General features: G+C 75.6%; 26 protein-coding genes. 5 read left to right on the top strand and 21 right to left on the bottom strand.

Features of this window, described 5'->3' with window-relative positions; translation table 11 throughout:
• Positions 1 to 223: 223 nt before the first annotated feature.
• The 19 genes from AB6N24_RS15445 to AB6N24_RS15355 all read right to left on the bottom strand — a co-directional run bounded on the left by AB6N24_RS15445 (position 224) and on the right by AB6N24_RS15355 (position 18,211).
• Positions 224 to 1,753 carry an OmpA family protein gene (locus AB6N24_RS15445; protein WP_412870277.1) on the bottom strand — a complete coding sequence of 510 codons (1,530 nt, stop codon included), beginning with the start codon at positions 1,751 to 1,753 and terminating at the stop codon, positions 224 to 226.
• Between the two features lie 46 nt (positions 1,754 to 1,799).
• Positions 1,800 to 2,363: a hypothetical protein gene (locus AB6N24_RS15440; protein WP_412870276.1), complete on the bottom strand. Its 564-nt coding sequence runs from the start codon at positions 2,361 to 2,363 to the stop codon at positions 1,800 to 1,802.
• Positions 2,360 to 2,833, bottom strand: coding sequence for a hypothetical protein (locus AB6N24_RS15435; RefSeq protein ID WP_412870275.1), 474 nt, complete (start codon positions 2,831 to 2,833; stop codon positions 2,360 to 2,362). The genes AB6N24_RS15440 and AB6N24_RS15435 overlap by 4 nt, the downstream gene beginning before the upstream one ends.
• Positions 2,830 to 4,257 (bottom strand): hypothetical protein, encoded by a 1,428-nt coding sequence (locus AB6N24_RS15430; RefSeq protein WP_412870274.1) that lies wholly within the window; start codon positions 4,255 to 4,257, stop codon positions 2,830 to 2,832. The genes AB6N24_RS15435 and AB6N24_RS15430 overlap by 4 nt, the downstream gene beginning before the upstream one ends.
• 118 nt (positions 4,258 to 4,375) lie before the next feature.
• Entirely contained in the window at positions 4,376 to 4,927 is a 552-nt protein-coding gene (locus AB6N24_RS15425) for a hypothetical protein (RefSeq protein WP_412870273.1), read from the bottom strand.
• Positions 4,928 to 4,945: 18 nt separating this feature from the next.
• Positions 4,946 to 6,241: a hypothetical protein gene (locus AB6N24_RS15420; RefSeq protein ID WP_412870272.1), complete on the bottom strand. Its 1,296-nt coding sequence runs from the start codon at positions 6,239 to 6,241 to the stop codon at positions 4,946 to 4,948.
• Between the two features lie 331 nt (positions 6,242 to 6,572).
• Entirely contained in the window at positions 6,573 to 7,202 is a 630-nt protein-coding gene (locus AB6N24_RS15415; protein ID WP_412870271.1) for a hypothetical protein, read from the bottom strand.
• A complete protein-coding gene (locus AB6N24_RS15410) occupies positions 7,199 to 8,293 on the bottom strand; it encodes an OmpA family protein (protein WP_412870270.1) in 1,095 nt (364 codons plus the stop codon). Before AB6N24_RS15410 ends, AB6N24_RS15415 begins: the two co-directional genes overlap by 4 nt.
• Positions 8,294 to 8,337: 44 nt before the next feature.
• Positions 8,338 to 9,075 (bottom strand): hypothetical protein, encoded by a 738-nt coding sequence (locus AB6N24_RS15405; protein ID WP_412870269.1) that lies wholly within the window; start codon positions 9,073 to 9,075, stop codon positions 8,338 to 8,340.
• A gap of 118 nt (positions 9,076 to 9,193) precedes the next feature.
• Entirely contained in the window at positions 9,194 to 9,397 is a 204-nt protein-coding gene (locus AB6N24_RS15400; RefSeq protein WP_412870268.1) for a hypothetical protein, read from the bottom strand.
• A gap of 168 nt (positions 9,398 to 9,565) precedes the next feature.
• Positions 9,566 to 10,294, bottom strand: coding sequence for a response regulator transcription factor (locus AB6N24_RS15395; RefSeq protein ID WP_412870267.1), 729 nt, complete (start codon positions 10,292 to 10,294; stop codon positions 9,566 to 9,568).
• Positions 10,281 to 11,450: a sensor histidine kinase gene (locus tag AB6N24_RS15390; protein ID WP_412870266.1), complete on the bottom strand. Its 1,170-nt coding sequence runs from the start codon at positions 11,448 to 11,450 to the stop codon at positions 10,281 to 10,283. The genes AB6N24_RS15395 and AB6N24_RS15390 overlap by 14 nt, the downstream gene beginning before the upstream one ends.
• Positions 11,447 to 12,358: a type II secretion system F family protein gene (locus tag AB6N24_RS15385; protein WP_412870265.1), complete on the bottom strand. Its 912-nt coding sequence runs from the start codon at positions 12,356 to 12,358 to the stop codon at positions 11,447 to 11,449. Before AB6N24_RS15385 ends, AB6N24_RS15390 begins: the two co-directional genes overlap by 4 nt.
• The gene (locus AB6N24_RS15380) at positions 12,355 to 13,281 is read right to left on the bottom strand and encodes a type II secretion system F family protein (protein ID WP_412870264.1); all 927 of its coding nucleotides are present in this window, start codon (positions 13,279 to 13,281) and stop codon (positions 12,355 to 12,357) included. Before AB6N24_RS15380 ends, AB6N24_RS15385 begins: the two co-directional genes overlap by 4 nt.
• Positions 13,278 to 14,711 (bottom strand): TadA family conjugal transfer-associated ATPase, encoded by a 1,434-nt coding sequence (locus tag AB6N24_RS15375; RefSeq protein ID WP_412870263.1) that lies wholly within the window; start codon positions 14,709 to 14,711, stop codon positions 13,278 to 13,280. Before AB6N24_RS15375 ends, AB6N24_RS15380 begins: the two co-directional genes overlap by 4 nt.
• The gene (locus AB6N24_RS15370; RefSeq protein ID WP_412870262.1) at positions 14,708 to 15,043 is read right to left on the bottom strand and encodes a TadE/TadG family type IV pilus assembly protein; all 336 of its coding nucleotides are present in this window, start codon (positions 15,041 to 15,043) and stop codon (positions 14,708 to 14,710) included. The genes AB6N24_RS15375 and AB6N24_RS15370 overlap by 4 nt, the downstream gene beginning before the upstream one ends.
• Entirely contained in the window at positions 15,040 to 16,671 is a 1,632-nt protein-coding gene (locus AB6N24_RS15365; protein ID WP_412870261.1) for a CpaE/TadZ family protein, read from the bottom strand. The genes AB6N24_RS15370 and AB6N24_RS15365 overlap by 4 nt, the downstream gene beginning before the upstream one ends.
• Positions 16,671 to 17,399, bottom strand: a complete 729-nt coding sequence (gene cpaB / locus AB6N24_RS15360; protein ID WP_412870260.1) for a Flp pilus assembly protein CpaB — start codon at positions 17,397 to 17,399, stop codon at positions 16,671 to 16,673. The genes AB6N24_RS15365 and cpaB overlap by 1 nt, the downstream gene beginning before the upstream one ends.
• Positions 17,396 to 18,211 (bottom strand): hypothetical protein, encoded by an 816-nt coding sequence (locus tag AB6N24_RS15355; protein ID WP_412870259.1) that lies wholly within the window; start codon positions 18,209 to 18,211, stop codon positions 17,396 to 17,398. Before AB6N24_RS15355 ends, cpaB begins: the two co-directional genes overlap by 4 nt.
• 169 nt (positions 18,212 to 18,380) lie before the next feature.
• On the opposite strand from AB6N24_RS15355, the gene AB6N24_RS15350 reads away from it, so the two are divergent.
• Positions 18,381 to 18,743: a DUF192 domain-containing protein gene (locus AB6N24_RS15350; protein ID WP_412870258.1), complete on the top strand. Its 363-nt coding sequence runs from the start codon at positions 18,381 to 18,383 to the stop codon at positions 18,741 to 18,743.
• Between the two features lie 182 nt (positions 18,744 to 18,925).
• A complete protein-coding gene (locus AB6N24_RS15345) occupies positions 18,926 to 19,345 on the top strand; it encodes a hypothetical protein (RefSeq protein WP_412870257.1) in 420 nt (139 codons plus the stop codon).
• A gap of 97 nt (positions 19,346 to 19,442) precedes the next feature.
• Here AB6N24_RS15345 and AB6N24_RS15340 read toward each other — a convergent pair whose 3' ends face one another.
• Positions 19,443 to 19,826, bottom strand: coding sequence for a DUF3817 domain-containing protein (locus tag AB6N24_RS15340; RefSeq protein ID WP_412870256.1), 384 nt, complete (start codon positions 19,824 to 19,826; stop codon positions 19,443 to 19,445).
• 184 nt (positions 19,827 to 20,010) lie between these two features.
• On the opposite strand from AB6N24_RS15340, the gene AB6N24_RS15335 reads away from it, so the two are divergent.
• Complete coding sequence (locus tag AB6N24_RS15335; RefSeq protein ID WP_412870255.1) at positions 20,011 to 21,897, top strand: ABC transporter ATP-binding protein; 1,887 nt, start codon at positions 20,011 to 20,013, stop codon at positions 21,895 to 21,897.
• Positions 21,878 to 23,611 (top strand): ABC transporter ATP-binding protein, encoded by a 1,734-nt coding sequence (locus AB6N24_RS15330; RefSeq protein WP_412870254.1) that lies wholly within the window; start codon positions 21,878 to 21,880, stop codon positions 23,609 to 23,611. Before AB6N24_RS15335 ends, AB6N24_RS15330 begins: the two co-directional genes overlap by 20 nt.
• Before the next feature lie 64 nt (positions 23,612 to 23,675).
• Here AB6N24_RS15330 and AB6N24_RS15325 read toward each other — a convergent pair whose 3' ends face one another.
• A complete protein-coding gene (locus tag AB6N24_RS15325; RefSeq protein ID WP_412870253.1) occupies positions 23,676 to 24,284 on the bottom strand; it encodes a GNAT family N-acetyltransferase in 609 nt (202 codons plus the stop codon).
• A gap of 125 nt (positions 24,285 to 24,409) precedes the next feature.
• Between AB6N24_RS15325 and AB6N24_RS15320 the strand changes: the two genes are divergently transcribed.
• The coding region (locus AB6N24_RS15320; protein ID WP_412870252.1) for a peptide chain release factor-like protein at positions 24,410 to 24,787 on the top strand (378 nt) is incomplete at its 3' end.

Below are 24,787 nucleotides of genomic sequence, written 5' to 3'. Positions count from 1 at the left end.
GCCCGACCCGCCGGGGTCGCCGGGGGCGGGACGGCGCCGTGGCCGCGCGGCGCCGTCGCGGTGCGCGTGCCGGGGCACGCCACGTGCACGGGTCCGCGTGCGGGCGGGCCGGCGGGACGTCAGGACGGGACCGCGGGCGGCGTGGAGCACCCGGCCAGGGTAGAGCGTCGCCGGTGGTCGAGGCCGGGGAGGTCCGGCCGACGAGCGGTGCCGGGGCGGGCGCTCAGGGGCGGGTGACGGGGACGTCGGCCAGGCGGAAGCGCTCGGGCACGTCGACCGTGACCGTGTCGCCGCCCGGGTCCGGCCACGGCACCGTCGTGGTGACGGTCTCGCCGGGGGCCATCGGCGCGACGACCCACTCGTCGGCGACGACGGCACGCACGTCGCTGGTCACGCTCTCCGCCGCGGGCCGGACGTAGTCGAGCGGGTAGACCCGGCTCGCGTCGCCGAGCAGCGTCGCGTTGTGCGCGCCCCCGCCCATGGCGAGCGCGCTCAGCCCCCGCCCGGTGGCGAGGCCCTGCACGAAGTCCCCGAACAGCCCGGTCGGCTGCGCGGTGCCGGCGCCGGTGCGCTCGACCTCGAGGGTCCCCACGAGGAACGGGCCCACGGGCTCGACGGCGAGGGCCCGCACGGCGAAGCCCGTGACCCCGGCCACCTCGACGGCAGCACCGCCCGACGCGACCGGCCCCGTGGGCTCCGGGACCGCCGCGTCCGAGCCCACGTCGACCGACGCGCCGGGCGTGGCGGCCGTGAACCGGAGCTCGACGCGGCGGTTGGCGGCGCGGGCCTCGGGCGACGTCCCGGCGACCGCGGGCTCGCTCTCGCCGCGCCCCTCCGCGACCACCTCGAACCCGGTCCCCAGCACCGGCGCGAGGCGGTCGACCACGGCCTGCGCCCGGCGCACGGAGAGGTCCTGGTTGTGCTCGGGCGACGCGACGTCGTCGGTGTGCCCGACGACCTCGACGCGACCCTCGGCCGCCTTCGCCGCGATCTCGCTCGCCGCGCGGTCGACGACGCCCTGGGCCTCCGGCGAGAGGCCCGCGAGGTCGACGCCGAAGAGCACGTCCGACGCGAGGGCGACCGTGACGTCCTCGTGCGAGACCCGCGTCGAGGACGAGTCGTCGAACGCGACCGTGAACTGGTCGACCGGCGCGGCGGCGTACGTGATCTCGCCCGCGCGGCCGAGGTCCTCCGCGGTCACCGGCAGCTCCTCCCCCGCGCCCAGGCGCACGACGGGGACGTCGCGGACCAGGCCGAGGTACGGGAAGAGCACGGCCACGGTGTCCGCGCCCGGCGCGCGGTACAGGCCGTGCGACGTCGCCGGGGCCTGCGCCGTGACCGGCAGGGCCTCGCGCGTGACGGCCGGCTGGCGCTGCGCGTCGGTGCCCGGCGGGTGGACCTGCCCCGCCTCGAGGTCGACGAGGCGCACCCCGGTGGGCCCGACCGCCCCCGTGGCGGTCTTCAGCACCTGCCCCGCGCTGAACGCCGCACCGGGGGGAGCCCCGGCACCGAGGCGGTACTCGACCGAGAGCAGCGCGACGTCACCCTGCACCTGGACCGGCGCCACCTCGAGCTCGACGGGGACCGACAGGTACGTCGCCTCGACGACGACCGGGGCCGCCTGCTGCGGCGCGGTCGTCGTGGGGGCGGTGCTCGCGGGGTCGCCGGGGGCGCTCGGCTGGTCCCCGCCGCCGGTGCAAGCGGTGAGGAGGACGAGGACGGCGGCGGCCAGGCCGGCGACGGAGCGGCGCACGGGACCTCTCTCGGTGGGGGCGGTGCGAGCAGGGAGGTGCGGCGGGTCAGCCCTGCGGCGTCGCCTCGGTGTCGAGCACCCGGATGCTCGCCTCGAGCTGCTCGACCACGTCGTCGTCGAGCTCCGCGGAGGTCAGCTGCAGGGCCACCGACTTCTTCGTCTCCCGGTCCGCCGCGACCCACAGCACGCCCTCCGACGTGCCGCCGTCGTCGGGCTCGTACGTGAAGTCGGTGCGCGTGACCTCGAGCGCGTCGGTGTCGACGGGGTCCGACTGGCTCGTCACCGCGAACCCGGGCAGCCCGCCGACCTGAGCGTTCGCCAGGATGATCCCGCGCGCCTCCGCGGCCCGGTAGTAGCCGAGCACGGGGCTCGCCGCGAGCTGCACGGTCGCGTCCGCACCCTCGGCGTCCTGCCACGAGGTGGTCCAGCGGTCGCTGAGCTCGCCGGTCTCGACCCAGGCCTCGGGGACGTCGACCTGGAGCCAGCCGTCCTCGACGCGGGTCCAGCCCTCGGGAGTGCCGCTGCCCGAGGAGCAGGCGGCGAGCCCGACGAGGACGGTGGCGCCGGCGGCGGCCAGGACGGCGCGTCGGACGAGGTTCGGGCGGCTCATGCGGGGAGGTCCTCCGGTCGGTCGACGACGTAGCTCACGGGCGGCTCGGCCGGGGCCGGCGGGCGCCAGGCCCGTCTGCGCAGCGTACCGAGGCCCAGCCCGACGCCCGCGGCGAGCGCGAGCTGCGCGACGACGGACAGCGCGAAGCCCGTCGCCGCGGCCCCGGTCAGGACGATCACCGCGGCCGTCACCCCGACCGCGCCGAGCGGCACCGGGAGCACGGCGACGAGCCAGTGCCACCACCGGGTCCCCGCGACGACCCGCACCGCGAGCGTCGCCAGCAGCGCCCCGAGCACGGGCGCGGCGACCCAGGGCAGCCAGGACAGGGCGAGCGCCTGCTCGCGGTCGCCGGACCGCACGAGCGACCCGAGCAGGGCACCGGCGCCGTACTCGCCCACCAGGAAGCCGACCAGGCCGGCCACCCAGGGCCGCACGAAGCTCGCGAACGTCACGGTCGTCCCCTCCGTCACTTGCACTCGGTGTCGGGCAGGATGACGCGCGTGCCGTCCTGGCCGGGCGCGCCGAGGAAGTTCGCGTCGGTCAGGCTCGCCGTGGCGTTCTCCGCGCTGACGGCGAACCCGAACTCCCAGCCCTTCTTGATCGCGGCCTCGAACTCGGTCTTGTCCTTGACGTTGTGGTACGTGAGCTGGCTCATCGTCGCCTCCTCGTACATGAGCTGGAGGAACGGGTCGTCGGAGGGGCTGCGGGGCTCCATCGCGCCGAACGGCAGCGTCAGCGCGACCCCGGCGTCGTTGCGCTCGGCGAGCCAGGAGTCCACGAGGTCGCGGTTCTCGTCGGTCACGTCGAGCGTGGTCGTCGTCACGTAGGAGTCGCTCTCGCTCGTCCCCGAGCTGCCGCCCGCCTGGTCGAACGAGTCGTTGCCGAGGCCGCCGCTCACCCCGACCTCGCGGGTGCTCTGGAAGACGAGCTGCGTGACGTCGCCGTCCTCGCCGCGCGTGACGGTGAACGCGCCCTTGACCGCTCCCTGGACCGAGCCCTGGCCGACGACGACCTCGGCCCCCGCGGCCGCCGAGCCGCTGACCTCGTAGGTCCAGCTCTGGTCGCCGGTGTCGTGGTTGGTCTCGACGATCACGGCGCCGCCGGCCTTGGCCTCGAGCGTCAGCCCGACGTTCGGGTCGAAGAACTCCTGCTCGCCCTTGGGGCCGGCCGGGCCGAGCGGGTCGCGCAGGCCGAGCGCCGCCTCGAGGGACAGCTCGAGCTCGGTGCGCACGTACGAGACCTCCGGGTCCTTCGGCTGCTCCTTCCAGCCCATGGACTTCGCCGCCCAGACCCCGCCGCGCTGCTTGAGCATCTCCTGCTGGAGCAGGTAGTCGTCGAGCTGCTCCTTCATCTCGAGCCACTCGTCGTGGTCGTCGAAGACCCACGTGTCCCCGTAGGAGAACTTCACGCCGCCGCCGAGGTCGATGTCGAGGCCGGCGTTGTCGCCGTTCCCGAGCTTGCCGGCGTCGAACGTCGAGCTCGACACCGAGCCGCCCGCGCCGACCCCTGCACCGTCCGTCGCGGTGACCCGGACGGTGTCGTCGGCGTACTCCTGGACGATGAATCCCGAGTTCTGGCCGAAGGTGAAGAACCAGGCCTTGAACTCCGCCTGGTACTGCTCGCTCTCCTCGTGGAGCATGCAGACCGGCGGGCGGAAGTCGTCGTCGGTCACGGTGTCCTCGGCCTGCGGGTCGCTGCCCTCGCAGTCCCCCGCCCCCAGGCCGACCGCGGCGGTGAAGCGGCACAGCGCACCCGAGATCAGGCCGGGGTACGCCGCCATCGAGAGCGTCACGCCCGTGACGAGGAGCGCCGCGACCACCACGATCCCGAGGGTCTCGAGCGTGCTCGCCCCGCGGTCGGACGGGTGCGCCGCACGGGCGAGGCGGGAGATCACGGCGGTACGGCTCCTGTCGGGCGGGGATCGGGGATCACGACGCTACGTCGCGGCCCGCGGCGCGGTGTGGGCCCACGGACCCGTCGGTGGGCCCGGATCCGGGCCCATCCCCTGATCGTCAGACGCGCGGCGTCGTGTAGGTGACGGAGGCGACCGGTCCCGCGGGCGGCTCCCACCGGCGCCGCAGGACCAGCCCCGCGACGACCCCGGTGACCAGCGCGGTCGCGGCGGGGACGACGAGCACGGCGGCCGCGGTGCCGGGCGTGACGTCCGCGCCGACGCGGCCCAGGACCCGCGCGGCGAGCAGCAGCACGTACCCGACGACCGCGAGCGGGACGACGGCGACGTCGCGCGCCGTGGGCGGCGTCCGCGGGCGGAACGCCGCTGCGGAGGCGGCCGCACCGAGGACCGCGGGCGCGAGGGCCGGGAGCAGCCCGATCGGGCCGGCGGCGCCACCGAGGGCGACGACGGCCACGAGCGCGGCCGCGAGCGAGTGCACGACGACGCCCACGAGCAGCCCGACGAGCCACGCACGGGCGTGCCGGTGGCGCGCGACGAGGCCGTCGACGGTGCGCTCCGCCTCGTGCCAGCGCTCGACGGGGCCTCGGCGCCCTCGCGCCGCCGGGCGCTGCGAGGGCCGCGACGGCCGGCGGATCAGGTCATCGACCACGGCTGGACCCCTCGCGCATCAGAACGACGCCCCGCCGGTGCAGCGGGCCTCCGGGATCATGAGGCGCTCGCCCGTCCGGCTCGGCGAGCCCAGGTAGGTCGCGTCGGCGGTGCGGGCCCCGACGTCGCGGGCACGCACCGCGAGCCCGAGCGCCCACCCGTCGCGGACCGCAGACCGGAAGCCCGCGTCGTCGCCGACCCCGCGGTAGGTGATGACGCTCGTCGTGGAGCCCCGGTAGAGGAGGTCGCCGAACGCGCGCGGCGAGGGCAGCCCCGGGACGAGCGCCGACTCCTCGACCTGCACGCCGTCGCTGCGGCCCGCCGGCGCGCGCTCACCGAGCCACGCGTCGACGACCCCGCGGTCGTCGTCGCCCACCGCGAGCGTCGTCGTCGTCACCTCGCGGTCACGCCGCTCGCCCGGCGCGACGCTGCGCAGCACGAGCTCGCGCACGTCGCCCACCGCGTCGCGCGTCACGCCCAGCGCACCCTCGTCCACCTCGACGCCGCGCCGGCCGTCGAGGTGGTACGTCCAGGTCTGCGTCCCGTCGGTGCCCGTCGCGATCGTCACGGTCCCCCGTGCACCCGCCGCGAGCGCGACGAGGTCGTCGGCGGTGCCGCGCCGCACGGGCGTCCGCGGACCCACGCCGAGCGCGGCCGCGTCGTCGAGGTCGACGACCCCGCGGACCAGGGTGCTGCTCGGCGGCGGCGGTGGCGCGGTGCGCTGACCGCTCTCCGCGAGCCACCACGCCTCGGCCACGGGGACGCCGGACGCGAGCCGGTCGAGCTGGGCGCCGCGCTCGTCGGTGGCCGCGCGGAGCTCCTCCCAGGCGTCGGCGTCGGGGACCTCCCAGGAGTCGCCGACCTCGCGGGCGCCCTCCGTGGGCGGGCGGGTGCCGTCGCGCGGCTCGCCGACGGTGAGGAGCGCCGTGCCGCCGTCCGCGGGCGCGACGGCGACGACCCGCACGGCGCCGCCCGAGCTCTCCTGCAGCAGCACGTCCCCGCTGCCCGTCGCGACCCGTGAGGTCCGGACGGAGCGCCCCCGCTCGTCGGCCTGCGCGTGGACGCGGCACACCGGGGGCCCGTAGACCCGCGCGGCGTCGTCCCCGGCGCCGACCGGCTCGGGCGGCTCGCACGCGCCCGGGCGCAGGCTCACGGCGGCGACGAACCGGCACAGCCCGAGCTCGGCGCCGGCGGGGTCCGTCGCGACCCCGACCACGGCACCCGACACGGGCAGGGACACCACCGCGGCGAGCGCGAGCGCGACGAGCGGGACGCCGGACGTGCGCGCGTCACCGTGTCCTGACCGCCAGCGCACCGTCGTCCGTCCTGCCTTCGTCCGTGCTGCTCGTCGACGTCGCGCTGCCGGCTCGGCAGCGCTCCGCTCGGGGCGGGCGTCGGCCCGCATCCTACCGACGGGTCGGCATCCGGCGTCCCCGCGGCCCCGCCCCACCGATCGGTCGCCGCCGGCCCGGATCGAGGGGAAGGAGGTCGCGTGCACCGGACGAGCACCCGCGCCGACGGTCACCCGGGCCCGCTGCGACACGTCACGCCACCGGGCCGACCCCGGCCCGACCCACCCGGGCGCGCACGTGCGCCGCACGCCCCGCGGACGGGGGTGCGGCGCACGGGATCCGTCGGGGCCCTGCTCAGCGACGGGTGACCGGCACGTCCTCGACCGGGGGGAACCCGGGGATCTCCACGGTGATGGTCGTGGTGCCGGGGTCGAGCGGCGGGAACGTCCCCGACAGCAGCTGGCCGGCGTCCGTGACCTGCTTCGGGGAGTCCGCGCAGGTGCACCACGAGGTGTCGGGCGCGCTCGCCTGCACGCCGAGGAACGGCTGCAGCCGCGCGCCGAGCGTGGGGTCGACGATCGCGATGTCGCGGATGTCCTTGGTCAGCGGGGTGCGGCGGTTGAACGACTCGAGGCTCGGGGAGACCTCCTCGCCGTCGTTCCGGAGCGTGAAGCGCACGAGCGTGCTCTCCGACCCGGCGCTCACCTCCGTGACGTCGATCTCCGCCGGGAACGGGGTCGGCCGGCTCGGGATCTCGCCCGCGACCGAGCCCAGGACGGTCGACGTGCCGACGTCCCCCTCGAAGACGAGCTCCTGGAGCTCGGCCCGGGTCCACGTGTCACCCCCGGTCGACGAGGACTCGCTCGCCGTCGAGGTGGCCCCGGGGCCCGGCTCGTCGTCGGGCGAGCACGACGCCAGCACGACGAGGCCGACCCCGACCGCCGCGACCGCACCGGCCACGACGCCCCACGTCCTGCGCTTCACGACTCCCCCTGCACCGCGTAGACGACGGTGACCCGCCGGTTCGCCTGCTTGCCCTCGTCCGTGTCGTTGCCCGCGACCGGGTCGCCCTCGCCCTTGCCGACCGCGGTGAACGTGACGCCACCCCCGCTGGCGGGCTGCAGCACGCCCAGCACGGAGGCCGCGCGCTGCTCGGAGAGCGTCTGGTTGAAGGTGTCCGAGCCGTCGGAGTCCGTGTGGCCGGTCACGACGACCTCACCGGTCCCGCGGGCCGCGATGTCCGCGGCGATGGTCCCGAGGACCTGCTGCGCGTCGCCGGACAGGTCCGCGGACCCGCTCGCGAACAGCACGTTCGCGTCGAGCGTCACCGCGACCTGCTCCGGGGACTCCTCGGTGGTCGAGGTGCCCTCCTCGTCACCGGTGCGGCGCACGAGCGAGTACGTCACCGCGGCGGCGTCGGCCCCGGCGAGCTCGCCGGCGGCCGGCACCTCGGGCCAGCCCTCCCCGAGCAGCGGCGCCGGCTCCTGCGCGACGGGCTCGAGCGCGCCCTCGCCGACGGGCACGTCGCCGACGGCCGTGCCCCACGGCATCGTCACCTGGACCGTGTCGACGTCCGCCGCGAGCTCGGGGAACACGGCCCAGCCGACCACGAGCTCGCCGGGCGCGGCCTCCAGGTCGGCGGTCGCGCTCGTGAACGTCTCGCTCGCGGTGTACAGGGGCCGGTACGCCGCGAGGCTCTGCGTGTCGACGAGCGCCAGGTCGACCCCGTGCGACCCGTCGTACGGGTGGCTCGAGTCCGGGAACGCCATCGCGCCGGCGAAGGCCGACGCGGAGGACCCCGCGGGGGTGCCGACGGAGTAGTAGAGGACCGTCCCGCCCTCGATGCGCTGGACGCCGTGCACCAGCCCGCGGATCTCGGGGTTCGTGTCGAGGTGGAACTGGTGGTAGACGAACGAGCCGAGGACCGGCGTCTCCTGCCCGTCGAGGTCGATCGTGCCGAGCGGCAGCTCGTCGCGGCCGGCCTCGGCGGCCTGGGCGCCGGCCCCGGTCACGAGCAGCACGCCGGCCGCGGTCGCGAGCGCGGCCGACCTGCGCCGGAGGGTCGGGGATGTCATCGCGCGGACCTCTCGGGTGGACGTCGGGGTACGGGCCGGCTGCATCATCGCACCAGCTTCGGCTTCAGGGCGTCGTCGAGCGCCGCGCGCGCGTCGCCGAGGACGGCGGCCAGGTCGAGCGAGGCTGGGACGGCACGCAGGCCCGGGCAGCTGAAGCGGTACTCGTCGTCGTAGATCGGCACCGGCGTCGGCGTGGGGGTCGGGGTCGGCGAGGGCGTCGGCTCCGGGGCGCCGGGCGGCGGCGGCTCGGGCGTCGGGACGGGCTCGTGACCGACGAGCTTCTGCGACACCGAGAACACGCACTCGGCGAGGTCGACCCCGACCTCGGCGGTCGCGCCGGCCTGCGTGCGGTCGATGGACGCCGGCTCGCCGCCGGAGCGCGGCGGCGCCTGCGTGGAGCGGGTCACGACGCGGACCTCGTCGGCGAACGGGTCGTACCGGTACTCCCCGACCGTCGCGTCGTTGCGGGCGGCGTAGACCTGGGCCTGCCCGAGCCCGCGCGACGGCCCCAGGAGGTCGGCGAACGAGACGCCCCCGACCGGCCGGATCACGTCACCGAGGTGGGCGAGCGCGTGCTCGCGGACCGCCTCGGCTCCGGCGAGCGCCGCGGCGTCGGCCGCGGTCTGCGTCCGGCTCTTCTGGTCCGTCCCGACCAGCAGCGGGAGCACCGCCAGGAAGAGCAGCGCGACGACCCCGACGCACACGACGACGACCAGCGCGCTCGTCACGAGCCCGCGGTCGTCGACCTCGCCCCGTCGCCAGGTGCTGCGTCCGACCCGCATCCGGTTCCCTCCTCGTCCCACCCGTACCGCCTGCACGACCCCCCACCACCTGCACGACAGCGGCGGCGCGGTGGCCCCTCCGCCACCGCACCGCCGCTCCGTCACGCACGCGGCGTCATCAGCCGCCCAGGTTGCCGATCTTCGTCAGCTGCGCGCCGATCTTCGCCTTGAGGTCGAACGTGTCGAACGCACCGACGACGGCCGCCACGAGGATCGCCGCGACGATGACGATGCCGAGGTACTCCAGCGTGCCCTGGCCGAGCTCGCGCTCCTCGAGGCCCTTCTGGAGGCGGATCTTGGTGTTGACGAACATGCGGGTCATGGTGCTCTCCGTTCTCTCGGCCGACCGTTGCCGGCCGAGCCACGTGGTGTCCTGAGGTCTGAGGTCCGTCCCGGCCGGCCTGAGCTGCCCTGGTTCGTCCTGACACCAGGAACGTTACGGGCGGTCCCGGCGCCGACGGCGGGCCCGTGGGCCCATCTGCGGGCCCATCTACGGCCGCCCTCGGCCCGGGTCCGGGGCACCGCCCAGCCACACCGAGACGGCCTCGGCCCGGGTCCGCACGCCCAGCTTCGCGAAGATGTGGTTGATGTGGTTCTTGACCGTCTTCTCGGACAGGAAGCACTCGCCCGCGATCTGCGTGTTCGTGCGCCCGAGCGCGACGAGCTCCATGACCTCGCGCTGGCGCTCCGACAGCCCGACGTCGGGGCGCTGGGGTGCCGCCGGGGCCGCGGGGGTCGCCCAGGACGCGCGCATCGCCGCAGCGGCCCGCTCGGACAGCAGGAACGAGCCGTCCGCGACCGCGAGGATCGAGCGCTCGAGCTCGTGCGCGGCGAACGTCCCGTGCACGAGGTAGCCGCTCGCGCCGGCGTCGACCGCCGCACGCACGACCTCGGGGGCCTCGGAGTAGGTGAGCATCAGCACCTTGGTCCACGCCTGGATCTCGGCGGCGACCTGCACCCCGTCGCGGCGCGGCATCCGCACGTCGAGGAGCACGACGTCCGGCAGGGTCGCGCGCACGACCCGCACGGCCTCCTCGCCGTCCGCCGCCTCGCCGACGACCCGCAGCCGGTCCGAGGCCTCGAGGAGGCTGCGCAGGCCCATCCGGATCACCGAGTTGTCGTCGACGACGACCACCGTCACCTGGGTCAGCGCCGCGTGCTCGGGGTCGACCCCGCCGGGCGCGGCGCCCACGTCGCCGACCGTCTCACCTCGGGACATCGCTGCGCTCCTTCGTCGGACCGACCTGGACGACGACCTCGGTACCGGCACCGGGCGTCGAGCGGACACCGAGCTCGGCGCCGACCTCGAGCGCGCGCTCGCGCATCCCGGTCAGCCCGAAGTGCCCGCGCGGGCTCGTCCCGTCCTCGCGCGGCACGAACCCCTGCCCGTCGTCCTGCACGGACAGCCGCACGGTGCCGTCGGGCTGACCGCGCAGCTCGACGTCCACGCGCGAGGCGCCCGAGTGGCGGGCCACGTTCTCGAGCGCCTCGCCGAGGATCGCGAGGACCTCGTAGCGCGTGTCCGGGGGCAGGTCCACCGCGGCGCCGTACGTGAACCGGCACTCGGTGCGGTGCTCGAGCTCCCAGCGCGCGCACAGCTCGGCGACCACCTCGACGAGCGGGCGGTCGGGCTCGTCGGCGCGCATCCGCACGAGCAGGCGCCGCGCCTCGTCGGCCGCCTGGTTCGCGCCGTCGGCGAGCCCGCGCGCCTGGACCATCGCCGCGGCGGGGTCGCGCTCGACCCACAGCGGGAGCGCCTGCGCCGCGAGCGAGATGCCGTGCAGCGTCTTGCCGAGCGAGTCGTGCATCTCGCGGGCGAGCCGTGCGCGCTCGTCCGCCGCGGCGACGGCCTCGCGGGCCACGGCAGCCTCGCGCGCCACGCCCACGAACTGCTCGTGGGCACCGCGCACCGCGAGCCCGATCGCGACGAACGCCAGGTACAGGGCGGGGACGCCCAGGGACAGCATGAAGCCGACGTCGAGACCCACGGTGGCCCGCGCGACCGCGAGGTAGCCCGCGACGAGCACGACGGCCCCGAGCCACGCGATCTGCGGCCGGAACAGCACGCCGAGGATCAGCGCCGTCGAGAACGTCGCCAGCACGAGCGGGCTCTCCACGCCGAGCAGCGCGACGACCGTGAGGGTCAGCAGCACGTCGAGCACGACGACCAGCGGGTGCCGCACGACGAAGCCCGACACCTGCGGGTACACGAGGAACGAGAAGCTCGAGACGCTCAGCACGAGGACGCACGCGAGGACCGGCCCCGTCATGGTGTCGCCGACCATGCCGATCATCGCGACCATGATCGCGATGAGGCGCACGAGCAGCCCCGCGGAGACGACCTGGTGCGCGAAGTCCCGCTGCGGGGCGCTCACCCGACACCGCCGAGCAGCGCACCGAAGTCGACGTCCGTGCCGACGTACAGGCCCACGACGATGAAGATCAGCGCGCCCGGCACCAGCACGAGCGACGTCACGAGCGTCACGCGTGGCGCCGTGCGGGCGGCCGCCTGGCGCTGGCGCTGACCGCTGTCGCGCCGCATGTCCTCGGCGATCTGCTGGAGGGACTCCGCGAGCGGGGCGCCGAGCTCCTGGGACTGCAGGAGCGCCGAGACGAACTGCCCGACCGGCTCGGACGTGCTGCGCCGGCGCAGGTCGGTGAACGCCTGGCGCACCGACGCGCCGTTGACGATCTGCTGGAGCGTCAGCGTGATCTCGTCGGCGAGCGGCCCCTGGAACCGCTCGGCGACGCGGGCGAGCGCCGCACGGAAGTTCACGCCCGCCATCACGGTCACGGCGAGCACGTCGAGGAAGTCGGGCAGGTCGCGGTCGATGCGCTCGCGGCGCTTGCGCTGCGCCGCCGCGACCCGGCTGAGCGGGAGGGCGACCGGGACCGTGAGCGCCAGGACCGCCATGAGGATGTTGCCCTGCACGAGCAGCAGGAGCAGCACCGGGACCACGATCAGGCACCACATCGCGGTGCGCTCGAGGTACCCGTCGACGGTGAGCCCGTCGGGGCGGCCCGCCTCGTCGATGCGGCGCTGGAGCTGCGCGAGCCGCTGGGGGCCGAGCATCGTGCGCAGGCGCGGGACCTGCCGGCGCGCGAGCCGCTGCAGCGGGGTCTCCCCCTCGGCGCGGCGCCGCTCCCGGCCGCGCAGGAGGCTGAGGTCCTCGACGTCGAGCGTGTCGAGGGCGTCGGTCCGCATCTGGCGGTAGCCGACGAGCAGCAGCACGGTGGCGAGCGCGCCGACGACAGCGGCGCCCAGGGCGAGGAGGACGTTCACCCGTCGAACCTCGTCATCCGCCGGATCAGCAGGAAGCCGCTGACGAAGAGCGCACCACCGACGACGAGGGCGACGCGGCCGATCCACTCGGACGTCATCGCCTGGACGGTGCCCGGCTGGATGACGTTGAGCAGGAACAGCAGCGCGAAGCCCATGCCGATGACGAGGTACCCGGTCGACGTCGACTGCGCGAGCGTCGTGCGGACCTCCCGCCGGATCTCCTTGCGCTCGTCGAGCGTGTCGGCGATGTCGCGCAGGGACGAGACGAGCGAGCCGCCCGAGCGCGCGCTCACCAGGAGCGTCGAGACCAGGACGGACACCTCGCGCGACGGCAGGCGCTCGGTGAGCCCCGTCATCGCGGCCTCGAGGCTGTCGCCGAACCGCATGCGCGACGCGACGCGCGCCAGCTCGGGTCCCGCGGGCGCGGCGAGCTCGCCGGCGGCGATCCCGATGGCGGCCGCGATCGACAGGCCGGCGCTCGTGGCGTTCGACAGGACGCGCGCGAGCTCGGGCATCTGGGCGATGAACTGCTCGTTGCGCCGCTCGCGGGCCCGCGCGAGGTAGGCACGGATGCCGACGACGACGGCCACGATCCCGAGCAGGCCGAACACCGGCGCGAGGCCCACGGCCAGCACCCAGCCGATCAGGAGCCCGCCCGCGACGGCCACGCCCGCGACGACGACCGCGGGCCGGGTCTCCTCGCCCGCGAGCAGCAGCTGGCGGTCGACCCACCGCCCGGGGGCGGTCTGCCGGAACGCGCGGTCCCAGCGGGCGACCCGCGCGCTGCCCGAGAGCGGGGTGTCGTCCACGACGCCGGCGACGAGCGCCCGCCGGCGCGACGCGACCGACACGAGCTCGCGGACGCCCGCGAGGAACAGCACGCACGCCCCGAGGACGCCGATCAGGATGACGACGACGGTCATGACGCGGCCCCCGTGCTGCGCGCCGCCTCACCGGGCTCGGCCGGCGGCTGCTGCCGGACGGCGTGCGGCGGCGAGGCGGCCATGCCGATCGGCTCGCCCGCGATGCGCAGCCGGTCGAGGATCGGCTGCGGGATCGGGTACTGCACGAACCGCCCGGGCGGGCCGGGCGGGTTCGGTGCCTCGGGGTCCCAGCGCATGAGCGGCTGCACCACGAAGTCCTCGCGGTGCCGCGAGGCGACGTAGCCGACCTCGACGACGCGCCGGGTCCCGTCCGAGCCGCGCAGCAGCTGCACCACGAGGTCGACGGCGTTGTTGACCTGGTCGCGCAGGGCGTGGAACGGCACCTCGACGTCGCTCATGGAGGCGAGCGTCTCGAGGCGGATCAGCGCGTCGACCGTCGTGTTGGCGTGCACCGTCGCGAGGGAGCCCTCGTGGCCGGTGTTCATGGCCTGGAGCATGTCGAGCGCCTCGCCGCCGCGGACCTCGCCGACGATGATCCGGTCGGGGCGCATGCGGAGCGCGTTGCGGACGAGGTCGCGGATCGTGACCTGGCCCTGCCCCTCGACGTTCGCCGGGCGCGTCTCCATGCGGACCACGTGGTCCTGCGAGAGCGAGAGCTCGGCGGCGTCCTCGATCGTGATGATGCGCTGACGCGCCTGGATGAACGCCGAGAGGGCGTTGAGCATCGTCGTCTTCCCGGACGACGTGCCGCCCGAGACGATGATGTTCATCCGCGCCCGCACGCACGCCGCGAGCAGCTCCGCGGTCGCGGGGTCGAGGCTGTTGCGGTTGAGCAGCTCGTCGAGCCCGTACGCCTTGGGGAAGAGCCGTATCGTGACCGTCGGGCCGTTGAGCACGAGCGGGGGCAGGACGACGTGCACGCGCGCGCCGCGCGGCATGCGCTCGTCCGGGGGGAGGCGCGCGTCGACCATCGGGCTCGACTCGTCGACGCGGCGGTTGACGGTCGAGACGATGCGGTCGATGGTCTGCCGCAGCTGCTCCTCGGACGCGAACGCGGCCGAGACCCGCTCGACCTGGCCGAACCGCTCGACGTAGATCGTGTCGTGCCCGTTGATCATGATCTCGGAGACGGTCTCGTCCGCGAGCAGCGGCTCGAGCACGCCGAGGCCGATCGACTCGTCGACGACGCGGCGGATGAGCGCGTTGCGCTCGCGCGTCGTGAGGATGACGCCCTCGGTCGACACGAGGTGCGCGACGACGCGCTCGAGGCGGATGCGTCGCTGGCCCGCATCGAGCCGCCCGAGCTCGTGCAGGTCGACCTCGTCGAGCAGCTTGCGCTTGAACGTCGAGACCAGGACCTCGTCGAGGTCGCTGCGGGCGAGCGGCGCCGTCGGCTGCTCGACCACGGGCGCGGCCGCGGGGGCCTCGGGGCGGCGCTCGCCGGACCACTCGCTGAACCCGGCCCTCATGGCATGACCGCCTCACGCGTCACGGTGATCGCGGGGAACAGCGCGATGCGCGGCACGCGCACCTCGACCCGCACCCCGTCGCCCCCCGGGTAGCTGATGGCGTCCGCACGCAGGCCTCCCGGCAGCGAGCGCTCGACCGCGGCGGGCACCGACTGGTCGCGGCTCAGCGCGCGGGCGCCGTCGCGGGCCGCCTGGTTCGTCGCCTGCGTGGCGTACGCCGCGGCGCACACCTGGAGCACCACGAGGATCACGACGACGACGACGGGCATCACACCGAGGAGCTCGACCGCGGAGCTGCCCCGCTCGCGGTCGCCGCGCAGACGCTGCCTCACGGCTCCATCACCACCGACCGGTCGACGCGCACGTCCCACGGGGAGCTCAGCACCCCCGGCATCATCAGCGGCACGCGCGACACGACGGAGATGCCGCCGGTGTCGCCGGGGTCGAGGTTCACGCGCAGCCCGTCGCGCATCCCCGTGGGGAAGCGGTCCTCCGCGGCGTCGCGCACCTGCGACGCGGGCTCGCCCAGCGACACCGCGCGGGCGGCGGCGGAGGCGGCGTGGCCGGTCCACACGTACGTGACCCCCACGATGCCCAGCTGCCAGAGCATGACGCACACGAGCGCGACCCAGGGCAGCACGCCGAGCAGCTCGACCGACGCCGACCCGGTGTCGTCGCCGCGCGCGCGGCGGCGGGTCGGCAGCGACGCACGACCGGCCTTCTCGAGCGAGGGTGCCGATGCGGGTGCCGCGGGCGCGGGTCGCGCGGGCGCGGTCGCCGGGGCCGGGGCGTCCGCGGCGACCCGGACGAGCCCGATCTCGCGGCCGAACGCCCGCAGCGCCTTCCACCACGCCGGGTCGTCCACGAGCTCGGGCGAGCGGGAGTTCGCGGACGTCTCGAGCTTGCGGCCGAGGTCCGGCAGGACCGTCTCGAGGAGCGGCGCCGGCGAGAGCCGGCGGGCCGTCTCGGGCTGCACCTCGTCGACGCGGGAGTGCCGGTTGAGCAGCACGTGCACCGCGTCGGGCTTGCGGACGGCGAGCGACTCCCACCAGCCGAGGTTGCGGCGCAGCGCGCGCAGGCTGATCAGCCCGGGCGTGACGACCGACACGACCTCGTCGGCGATCTCCACGACGGCCGCCTGGACGGGCGTGACGTGCGAGCCGAGGTCGATCATCACGAGGTCGTACTGCTGGCGCACGAGCGCGATGATCTGCCGGATCGCCGCGGGCGTGACCCACTCGACGTCCCGCACGTCCTCGGGCGGCAGCAGCATGTGCAGCCCGGACTCGTGCTCGAAGACCGCGTCGGCGACCGTGCGCACCGAGAGGTCCTCGGACACCTTCGCGAGGTCGGCGATCGAGGTCCGGTAGCGCGCCTCGATCAGGCTCGTGACGTCGCCCTTCTCGAGGTCGAGGTCGATCACGAGCACCTTGTACGAGGGGACCTCGCGGCGGATGTCCCAGGCGAGGTGCGTGACGATCGAGGTCGTCCCGACGCCGCCCTTGGAGCCCGTGATCGCGACGACGTTCGCCCGGCCGCGCGGGCCCGCGTCGCCCTCGCGGGTCGACGCGAGCAGCGACATCAGGTGCCGGGACCAGTCGAGCGCGCTCACGACGCGCTGCTGCACGTCGGCGAACGACAGCGGGTAGGAGAGCACGCCGCGCGCACCGGCGTCCATCGCGGACGCGAGCGCCTCGGGCTCGTTGTCGCTCGACACCACGATCGTGACGGTCGCGGGCCGGCGCAGGCCCAGGTCGCGGATCGCCTGGTGCACGGGCTCGGGACCGAGCTGGTCGTGCACCAGGATGACGTTCGGCTCGTGCGTGAGGACGAGCGACGTGAGCTCGGTCGTGGTCTCCGCGACCCCGACGACCTCGACGTCGGCCGCCTCGGCGAGCTGCGAGCGCAGCTCGTACGCGAGCGACTGGTCGGCGCAGCCGATGACGATCGTGCCGGCCATCAGTTCTCCACCCCCTCGGGGATCGCCTGGCCGCCGAGGTCCTCGGCGTCGAAGTCACCCTGCTCGCCCGTCCGGTCCTCGCCGGCGCCGGTGGGCAGACCCACGAGGCGGACCTCCTGGGCGAAGGCGGCCGCGTACGTGACCGCGAGCGCGTCGTTCGGCTCGAGCGCGAGGGTCACGGGCACGACGGTCTGCTGCCCGGTGTCGCTCTCCTCGTCGATCTCGACCTGGCTGCCGCGCACCGAGACGACGCGCACGTTCTGCACGAGCACGCGGACCTGCTTGGGCAGCCCCGGGACGTCCGCGAAGACCGCGTAGATGTCGACGTAGTCGCCGGGCCGGACCCGGTCCGCGACACCCGTGATCTGGTCGACCTTGATCGCGATCTCGCGCTCGGTCGGGCTCAGGTCGGACGGCGGCACGAGCATGTCGCTCGTGACCATGGTGCCCTCGCGGAGGTTCACGCCGATCTTGCGCCCGACCAGGTCCTCCTGCGTGACCCGGGCCGACTCGGAGAGCCACCGCGCGGGCACCTCGTCGACCTCGAGCGACGCCTCCTCGAGCGTCGTGTACGCGGGCAGGTCGCGCGCGACCCGGTACACCTGGACCACCGACCCGACCTGCGTCGCGACGTTGCCGACGTACGCCGCGATCGCGATGAACACGACGACGGCGAGCAGCACGGACATCAGGATGAACAGAACGCCGCGGCGCTGGCGGGGGTTCACAGCGTGACTCCTTGGGGGTCGACGGGCAGCCCGGCGGGCCGCACGTGGCAGTACGAGCAGAACTCTCCGGGCACGACGGCCGCGCACACGACGCAGCCGGCGAGCGTCGACGCGGGGGGCAGCGGCACGCGCTCGTCGGACGGCAGCGCGACGACCTCGACGGCGCGCGCGTGCCCGAACCGCGCCTCGGGGTCGAGGCGCAGCGCGTCGATCTCGACGAGGTCCGAGGCACCCGACGCCGCGACGAGGTGGTCGCGCGCCTGGTCCGGGACCCCGGAGCCCGCGCAGTACAGCGAGCCGCCCGAGCCGTCACCGGGCACGAGCCCCTTGCCGCCCACGGGGACGACACCGCGGTCGCCCGAGAGGGTCACCACGAACCCCGAGCCGCCGGGCGTCCACGAGCGCAGGTGCTGGCCCACGCTCGGGGCGGGGTCCACGAGCTTCGAGACGCTGGGCGTCCACGCCCCGCTCCACGTCCGCGCCGCGAGCTGGCGCACGAACTCCGGCAGCAGGCCGGCGTCGAGCGACACCGACGCCGCCTGCAGCGCGAGCACGACGAGCGCCGCGGGACCGTGCGGGAGCGTGAGCCACGAGACCGCGACGCCGCGGTCCGAGACGAGCGCGGCGTGGCGGCGCACGAGCGTCTCGTGGCGGTCCTCCCCGAGCAGGAGCAGGTGCGTCGTGCCGTCCGCGACAGCCGTCCACATCCCGTCGAGGTCGTCCGGGCCGGCGAGCACGACGGGCTCGCCGCCGAGGAGCTCGAGGACCTCCGTGGTGGGTGGGACCACGGCTCCGACGACGACCTGCTGCATGGACGACCCACTCCCCCTTCGACGTGCCCGACATGATTCACTGGCGCCCGCCGACCGGCTCGGCAGGGCCTGGCGGTTCCCCCGAACGGTCCCACCCGGCCGCGTGCGGCCCGGTGCGCTGGAGCTCTGAATTCCGAGGGCGCGGTCAGGATAGAGGGGACGAGCGGGGATGAATCGTGTGACCGACCTCCGGACGGACGGCCGTCCGGTGGCGCGCGCGGAGGTCGCGGACACGTGGGCGAGCCGGCTGCGCGGGCTCCTCGGGCGGCGCACGCTCCCCGAGGCGCTGCTGCTCTCGCCCGAGCGCTCGGTGCACGGGGCGGGCATGCGGGTCCCGCTCGACGTCGCCCTGCTCGACTCCCGCGGCGTCGTGCTCGCGGTGCAGGTGCTGCGGCCCTGGGCCGTGACACGGCCGCGTCCCGGTGTGACAGCGGTGCTCGAGGCGCCGGCGGGCAGCTTCGCCCGGTGGGGGCTGCGCGTGGGCAGCACCGTGTCCGTCGGCGACCTGCCCGACGACTCCGCGACCCGCTGAACCGGCACGCGACGATCGTCCCGTCGCGCGCGGCCCAGGCGCCGGGCCTGCGGGTTCACGTCCGGGCCCACGCGACCGGGGGCCCCCGTGGGCCCGGGGGCCCAGACCCGCGGACGCCTCCCGGGTGAGGATCGAGGCGGGGCCGCACGGGCCCCGTCGTCGGTCTCGGGGGGTCATGACAGATGCGCACCGCACTCACCGCTCAGGTGGCGCTCGCCACCGCGGCCGGCGGGCTCGCCGCGGGCCTGCTCGCGTCCTGGGCGGCCGAGTCGACGACGGATCTGCGGGCCGGCGTCGCGGTGCGCGCGGTCACGGTGCTCGCGCTCCTGGCCGCGGTCCCCTACGTGCTGGTGCGGCGTCACGTGCTCGACGACCGGCGCGGCCCGCTGCTCGCCGCGGGCGTGCTGGGCACCGTGCTCGGCTACGCGGCCAACCCGATGGCGTGGGACGGCCGCGCGTTTTTCACCCAGCTCATCACTCCTCCGGGTGTCATGAGCATGGCCCTCGACCTCCTCGGATGGGTGAGCGTCGGTGCGCTCGCCGTGCTCGCCGCGAGCCGCTCGGCGGCGACGCACGGCGAACCCGTCGGGTACGGGACGTAGGACCTGGGCCCCGCCGCGCCCCGGCGGGTGGGACCGGTGCGGCGGGCGCCGGGACGGGCGCTGCGGACGGTGCGACGGGCGCGGCCGCCGCTGCGCGTCAGCGGGCGGCGGAGATCCGGGCCGAGGCCTCGGCGTGCACGCGCTTCTCGAGCACGAACGACATGACCGGCACGACGCCCGCGAGCACCATCGTCACGAGCCGCCCGAACGACCAGCGCATCGCGGACCAGAGCCCGAGGACCGTCACGAGGTAGACGACGTAGATCCACCCGTGCGCGAACGGCACCCAGCCGATCCAGCGCAGGACGTCCTCGCCGACGCCGACGACGTACTTGAGCAGCATCTCCACCGTGAGGACGAGCAGCATCACGCCCGTGACCCACGCCATCGCCCGGTAGCGGCGCAGCGACCCGTCGGCCTTGTCCGCCCAGGCGCGCGCGGACGTCGTCGTCGGGGTGGCGGTCGGGCGGGGCTCGCTCACGGTGCGGGGTCCTCTCTCGGTGGTCGGGTCCATCGTCGCTCATCCGGCGCAGCGCCGAGGTGTGTCGCCGGTCACGGTGCGGGGGCCGACCCCCGCGGGGCGTGGCCGGAGCCGGGGGCCGGCCGGTCCCGTCAGGGGAAATACGGTGCGGGGACGTCGGTGGTGACGCCTACCGTGGGTGACCGTGCGCACCCTCCCCCTGCCGGACCCCGGCACCCCTCCCCTGGGCTCGCCCCGGGCGCTGCTCGTGTGGCAGGCCCGCCGCCAGCTGCCGCTCCTGCTCGGGGCGGTGACGGTCGGTGTCGTCGGCAACCTCGCGGCCGCGGGCATGCCGTACCTGCTCGGGCGGATCATCGACGGCGGGCTCGCCGCGGGGCTGTCGGCCGAGCTCTGGGCGGGCTGCTCCGCGCTCGTGGCGGTCGGCCTCGTCCAGGTCCTCTGCACCATGTGGGGCCACCGGCTCGACGTCGAGAACTGGCTGCGCGCCGCGTTCGCGACGTCGCAGCTCGTCGGCCACCACATCACCCGGACCGGGGACGCCGTCACGGCCGAGCTGCCGACCGGCGAGGTCGTCTCGACCGTCGCCTCCGACGCGCTGCGGCTCGGCGAGGTCTACGCGATCGCGGCGCGCTTCGTCGGCGGGCTCGTCGCCTACGTGGCGGTCGGCGTGGTGCTGCTGCGGACGTCGCTCGTGCTCGGCCTGCTCGTCCTGCTCGGCCTGCCCGTCGTGGTGGGCGTGCTCGCGTTCCTGGTCAAGCCGCTGCAGCGCCGTCAGGCCGCGCAGCGCGAGGCCGCCGGCCGCCTCACGACCCTCGGCGCCGACACGGTCTCCGGCCTGCGGATCCTGCGCGGGATCGGCGGCGAGGACGTGTTCGCCGGCCGGTACCGCACGCAGTCGCAGCGCGTCCGCGCCGCGGGCGTCGACGTCGCGCAGACCCAGTCGCTGCTCGACGCGCTGCAGACCCTGCTGCCCGGGCTGTTCGTCGCGGCGGTCGTCTGGACCGGCGCGCGGCTCGCGATCGCCGGCGAGATCACGGCGGGCCAGCTCGTCGCGTTCTACGGGTTCGCGGCGTTCCTGACGCAGCCGCTGTGGACCGCGACCGAGGCCATGCGCGTGCTGACCCGGGCGGTCGTCGGCTCGCGCAAGATCCTCGCGGTGCTCGCGGTCCCCGAGGCGGGCGCGCCGGCGGGCACGGGGCCGCGGGGGGCGGGCGCGACGCCCGTCGAGGACGGTGCGGAGCTCGTCGACGAGCAGACCGGGCTGGTGGTGCGGCCGGGCGAGGTGCTCGCGCTCGTGAGCGCCGACCCCGACGAGTCGGCGCGCGTCGCCACGCGGCTCGGGCGCTTCGCCGGCTCCGACGCCGACGCGCCGACCGGCGCCGTCCGCTGGGGCCGCGCGCTGCTCGACGAGCTCCACCTGCGCGAGGTCCGCGACCGCATCGTCGTCGCCGAGTCGACCCCGCACCTGTTCACGGGGGTCCTCGCCGAGGAGCTCGACGTGCGGGGCACCGCCGACGAGGCCGCGCTGCTGCGCGCGCTGCACGTCGCGGACGCCGCGGACGTGCTCGACTCCGTGCCGGGCGGGCTGGGCGGCCAGGTCGAGGAGAAGGGCCGCTCGCTCTCGGGCGGTCAGCGGCAGCGCGTCGCGCTCGCCCGGGCCCTGCTCACCGACGCCGAGGTGCTCGTGCTCGTCGAGCCGACCAGCGCCGTCGACGCGCACACCGAGGCGCGCATCGCGTCCCGGCTCGTCGAGGCCCGCCGCGGACGCACGACGGTCGTGGTCACCGCGAGCCCGCTCGTGCTCGACGTCGTGGACGAGGTCGCGCTCGTGTCGGGCGGGCGCGTCGTGGCCCGGGGCACCCACCGGGCGCTCATGGACGGCACCGACGCCCCGTCGCGCGCGTACCGCGACGTGGTGTCGCGTTCGACCGCCGAGCAGCCGGCGGACCCGGCAGACCGGGCGCGCACCGCCCCGGAGGCGGCCGACCCGCTGACCGACGACCTCGTCGAGGAGCTCGACGAGACCCTGCACGAGACGACGGAGGACGACCGTGAAGCTGCCCGTCGCTGACGCACCGGCGCTGCGTCGCCACACCGGGCTGCTGCTCCGGCGGCACCGCGGCGGCCTGCTGCTCGTCGTCGTGCTGCACACGTTCGCCGCGGCCGCCGGGCTCGCCGCGCCCTGGCTGCTCGGCGGGCTCGTCGACGCCGTGACGCAGGGCACGACGACGGCGCACGTCGACCGCACGGTCGCCGTCCTGGTCGTCGCGGTGCTCGCGCAGACCGTGCTCATCCGGTACGCGCAGCGGTCGGCGATGGTGCTCGGCGAGGGCGTCTTCGCCGAGCTGCGGGAGGAGCTCGTCTCGACCGTCACGCGCCTGCCGCTCTCGACCGTCGAGCGCGCCGGCACCGGCGACCTCGTCGGACGCACCACGACCGACATCGACCGCGTGCAGTACACCGTGCGGTTCGGCGTCCCCCGCGTCCTGGTCACCGTCGCGACGATCACGCTGACCGCGGTCGCGGCGTTCGTCACGCACCCGCTCGTCGCGCTCGGGCTGCTCGCAGGCCTGCCGCTGCTGCTGGGCGTCACGCGCTGGTACCTGCGGCGCGCCGCCCCCGCCTACCTGCGCGAGTCGGCGTCCTACGCGCGGCTCAACGGGACCATCACCGAGTCGGTCGAGGGCGCGCGCACGATCGACGCGCTCTCGCTCGGCGCCCGCCGTCGCGCGCGCGTCGACTCGGACCTGCGCGAGGCGTTCGAGGCCGAGCGGCACACGCTGTGGCTGCGCACCGTCCTGTTCCCCGGGATCGACATCGCGTTCCTGCTGCCCGTGGTCGCCGTCCTGGTCTGGGGTGCGTACCTGGTGTCGACGGGCTCCGCGACGATCGGGGCGGTCACCACGGTCGCGCTGTACGCGACGCAGGTCATGCACCCGATCGGCGAGCTGATCTTCTGGCTCGACGAGATCCAGGTCGGTGCCACGTCCCTCGCGCGGATCATCGGCGTCGCCGCCGTCATGCCGGACCGCGAGGCGCGCCCCGCCACGCCGACCGACGAGCACGTCGAGGGCCGCGGCGTCCGGTACGCGTACCGCGCCGGGCACGACGTGCTGCACGGCGTCGACCTCGACCTGCGGGTCGGCGAGCGGCTCGCGGTCGTCGGCCCGTCGGGTGCCGGGAAGTCGACGCTCGGGCGGATGCTCGCGGGCATCCACCCGCCCACCGGCGGCACGGTCACGGTCGGCGACGTGCCCCTCGTCGACCTGCCGCTCGACGAGCTCCGGGGGCACGTGGCGCTCGTGACGCAGGAGCACCACGTGTTCGTCGGGACGGTCGCGGAGAACCTGCGGCTCGCGGACGACGCCGCGACCGACGAGCAGCTCGAGCGGGCGCTGCGGGCCGTCGACGCCTGGGACTGGGTCGCGGCCCTCCCCGAGGGGCTCGCCACCGCGGTCGGGTCCGGCGGCACCGTGCTCACGCCGGCCCAGGCGCAGCAGGTCGCGCTCGCGCGGCTCGTGCTGCTCGACCCGCACACCCTCGTGCTCGACGAGGCGACGAGCCTGCTCGACCCGCGGGCGGCCCGTCACCTGGAGCGCTCGCTCTCCGCGGTGCTCGAGGGGCGCACGGTCGTGGCGATCGCGCACCGCCTGCACACCGCGCACGACGCGGACCGGGTCGCGGTGGTCGACGCGGGCCGCATCACCGAGATCGGCTCGCACGACGAGCTCGTCGAGGCCGGCGGCGACTACGCGGCGCTGTGGCACTCCTGGCAGCGCGACTGACGGCGCGAGCGGGGACCCGGGGCGGGTGGTCGACGCGACGGCCACCCGTCCCCGCGACGCCGGCTCAGACCGGTGCGTCCGTCGCGATGCCCAGGTAGGCCGCTCCCCCGTCGGCGACGGGGACGTCGTGGAACCCGAGCCGCTCGTAGAACGCGCGTGCCGACGTGTTCGCCGGGTCCATCCCGAGGTGCAGCGCCGGCACGCCGCGCTCGCGCAGCGCCGCGAGGAACGCCCGGACCAGCCCGCGGCCGTGACCGGCGCCCTGGTGCTCCGGCAGCAGGTCGATGTGCAGGTGGGCGGGGTAGCCCACGAGCTCGGGGTGCAGGTTGCGCTCCGGGTGGTGCAGGAGCTCGACGAACGGTGCGTCCGGGCTGCCGGGCTCCGCGGGCAGCGGGTGCCGGGCCGCGACGAGCGGCAGCCAGCGGCGGCGGTGCTGCTCGACCCAGTGCGCCGTGTCGGCCGTGCCGAGCACGTAGCCGACCGCCCGGTCCCCGTCGTCGAGCACGAAGGCCAGCTCCGGCTCGAGCAGCAGGTAGGGACCCGCGAACACGTCGGGCATGAGGTCGTCGTCGCGGTACCGGCCCCGGGCGTCCCCGCCCGCCGCGGCGGTCCGCACGCACACGTCGTACACGTCGGCGCGGTCGAACGCCTCGTACGGCCGGATGAACGCCACCGGAACCTCCTCCAGGCGGGCCGGGCTGCGCCGCCACCCCGTCCCGGGTCGCGTCGGGTCGCGCGGGGACGGCCGACGCAGACTATCCCGGCGACGCAGGGGTGCGGATGCCGGATCCTGGGGTGATGTTCGCTCCTGTCCCGCTGCGCGGCGGCGTCGTGCTGCCCCCGGACGCGCTCGCCTGGCGGTTCTCCCGGTCGGGCGGTCCGGGCGGCCAGTCGGTCAACACGGCCGACTCGCGCGCCGAGCTCCTGGTCGACCTCTCGGCGGTCCTGTGGCGCTCGCCCGAGCAGGAGGCCCGGGTCCGCGAGCGGCTCGCCGCGCGGCTCGACGGCGACCGGCTCGTCGTCGCCGCGTCCGAGTACCGCTCGCAGCTGCGCAACCGCGAGGCGGCGCTCGAGCGGGTCACCGTCCTCCTCGACGGCGCGCTCGCTCCGCCGCCCCCACCGCGGCGCCCGAGCCGGCCGAGCCGGGCGAGCCGGGTCCGGCGCGCCGCGGACGAG

Source organism: Cellulomonas jepli, from assembly GCF_047229345.1.
Taxonomy (GTDB): domain Bacteria; phylum Actinomycetota; class Actinomycetes; order Actinomycetales; family Cellulomonadaceae; genus Cellulomonas_A.
This window is presented reverse-complemented; position numbering and strand designations above follow the sequence as displayed.

Bases quoted from the DNA above. Each gene is read 5' to 3' on its own strand.
- AB6N24_RS15440 (WP_412870276.1), bottom strand. From the start codon at position 2,363: ATGAGCCGCCCGAACCTCGTCCGACGCGCCGTCCTGGCCGCCGCCGGC.
- AB6N24_RS15410 (WP_412870270.1), bottom strand. From the start codon at position 8,293: ATGACATCCCCGACCCTCCGGCGCAGGTCGGCCGCGCTCGCGACCGCG.
- AB6N24_RS15405 (WP_412870269.1), bottom strand. From the start codon at position 9,075: ATGCGGGTCGGACGCAGCACCTGGCGACGGGGCGAGGTCGACGACCGC.
- AB6N24_RS15400 (WP_412870268.1), bottom strand. From the start codon at position 9,397: ATGACCCGCATGTTCGTCAACACCAAGATCCGCCTCCAGAAGGGCCTC.
- AB6N24_RS15395 (WP_412870267.1), bottom strand. From the start codon at position 10,294: ATGTCCCGAGGTGAGACGGTCGGCGACGTGGGCGCCGCGCCCGGCGGG.
- AB6N24_RS15380 (WP_412870264.1), bottom strand. From the start codon at position 13,281: ATGACCGTCGTCGTCATCCTGATCGGCGTCCTCGGGGCGTGCGTGCTG.
- AB6N24_RS15375 (WP_412870263.1), bottom strand. From the start codon at position 14,711: ATGAGGGCCGGGTTCAGCGAGTGGTCCGGCGAGCGCCGCCCCGAGGCC.
- AB6N24_RS15365 (WP_412870261.1), bottom strand. From the start codon at position 16,671: ATGGCCGGCACGATCGTCATCGGCTGCGCCGACCAGTCGCTCGCGTAC.
- AB6N24_RS15355 (WP_412870259.1), bottom strand. From the start codon at position 18,211: ATGCAGCAGGTCGTCGTCGGAGCCGTGGTCCCACCCACCACGGAGGTC.
- AB6N24_RS15350 (WP_412870258.1), top strand. From the start codon at position 18,381: ATGAATCGTGTGACCGACCTCCGGACGGACGGCCGTCCGGTGGCGCGC.
- AB6N24_RS15345 (WP_412870257.1), top strand. From the start codon at position 18,926: ATGCGCACCGCACTCACCGCTCAGGTGGCGCTCGCCACCGCGGCCGGC.